This window comes from Psychrobacter sp. Pi2-51, assembly GCF_904846665.1.
In the GTDB taxonomy this organism is placed as follows: domain Bacteria; phylum Pseudomonadota; class Gammaproteobacteria; order Pseudomonadales; family Moraxellaceae; genus Psychrobacter; species Psychrobacter glaciei.
The window spans coordinates 1-1,361 of record NZ_CAJHBP010000061.1 but is presented as its reverse complement, the minus strand read 5'-3'; the positions used below and the strand labels follow the sequence as shown (position 1 = coordinate 1,361).

Genomic DNA, 1,361 nt, shown 5'->3' with positions numbered 1-1,361 from the left:
TGTCCCATCCTAGAATAGGTTGAGGGTTTATGAGAAGTCAGATACTTAGCAGTATCTGACTTTTTCTTTGAGTACTGCTTACTAGACATTGTTTTCTATCGTTATGAACTTGGTTCGGCGTTAGCATATTTAAACTCAAATGCGGTCGCATGTCATTGTATAGATGAACCGACTCTTTTATTAGCGCCTTTAATTCGTCAAAGGTATTACACTCGTATAGTAAGAACTCATACTTTAGTATGCCATTAATTCTTTCAGCCAAGGCGTTTTGGTAACAATCATACCCATCAGTCATTGATGGCATTATCTGATAGTCATTGAGTGCCTCTTGATAAAGCGCAGAGCAGTACTGTAGTCCTCTGTCTGAATGATGAATAGCAGCATGACGATAGCATCGGTTAGACTGCGCCATCTTTAACGCTTTAATCACATTGCAAGCTCTCATGTCTTCACTTAAATGATAGCCCATAATCTGTCTTGAATAAGCATCCGTGACGAGTGATAAGTAGTGCGTACCCTCACCAGACTTTACATAGGTAATGTCTGCCACGAGTACTTGTTCCGGCATAATCGGCTGGTTTTGATTATCCTTTAACAAATTAGGATATTTCTTGAACCAGTGCTTACTGTTGGTTGTTTTAGTATAGCTACGTTTGGGTTTTACCAGTAAGTTATGCGCTCGCAAGTAATCAAAGAACCCATCACGTCCCAGCTTAATACCTACCTCTATAAGCTTAGGTTTGATTAAGTAGTACAATTTGCGTCCACCAAGCTTTGGCATGAACTGACGGTAAAAACCAACCCATTCAGACAGTACAGCTAATTCATCTGCTCGCTTGAGCTGTCGATCTCTATGTTGATAAACCGCTTGAGTGCTAATCCCTACTAATCGACAGCCTTTAGCTAAACTCACTTGTCCGTTTTTCCTGAGTTGCCAGAGACTGTCGTGACAGACTTTTTTCTTAAGTTTACGCCATAGTCTTTATCATAAATATCAATCATAGTATTTAAGATGAGGTTGCGATCTCTTTCGTCTGCAAGCTCTCGCTCTAGCCGTTTTATCTGCTGAGCGGGTGTTTCTACACTAGGGTTGTGGGCTGACATAGGACAACGCCTCCGCTGGTTAGAACCTGTCCAGTCTAATTTACCATGTTTGCGTAGCCAAACCAAAACGGTACTACGACCTTGAATGCCATAAATGGCTTGGGCTTGTTTGTAAGTCATGTCGCCTTTTTCAACGCTATCCACAACGCTTAATTTAAAGCCTAAGGTGTAATCTTTTTGACTGCGCTTAGCTCTGTTACTCTCTAGGTTTGACATAATATCGCCTAAAATATATCAACTCATTCTAGGATGGGACA

Annotated in this window: 1 protein-coding gene; it reads right to left on the bottom strand. The window is 41.0% G+C overall.

Annotation, left to right across the window (positions count from 1 at the left end):
• Positions 1-37: 37 nt before the first annotated feature.
• A protein-coding gene (locus tag JMY08_RS13895; protein ID WP_201593763.1) for an IS3 family transposase occupies positions 38-1,320 on the bottom strand; the annotation gives its coding sequence in 2 pieces (ribosomal slippage) (positions 38-942 and positions 942-1,320; 1,284 coding nt in all).
• Positions 1,321-1,361 lie beyond the last annotated feature (41 nt).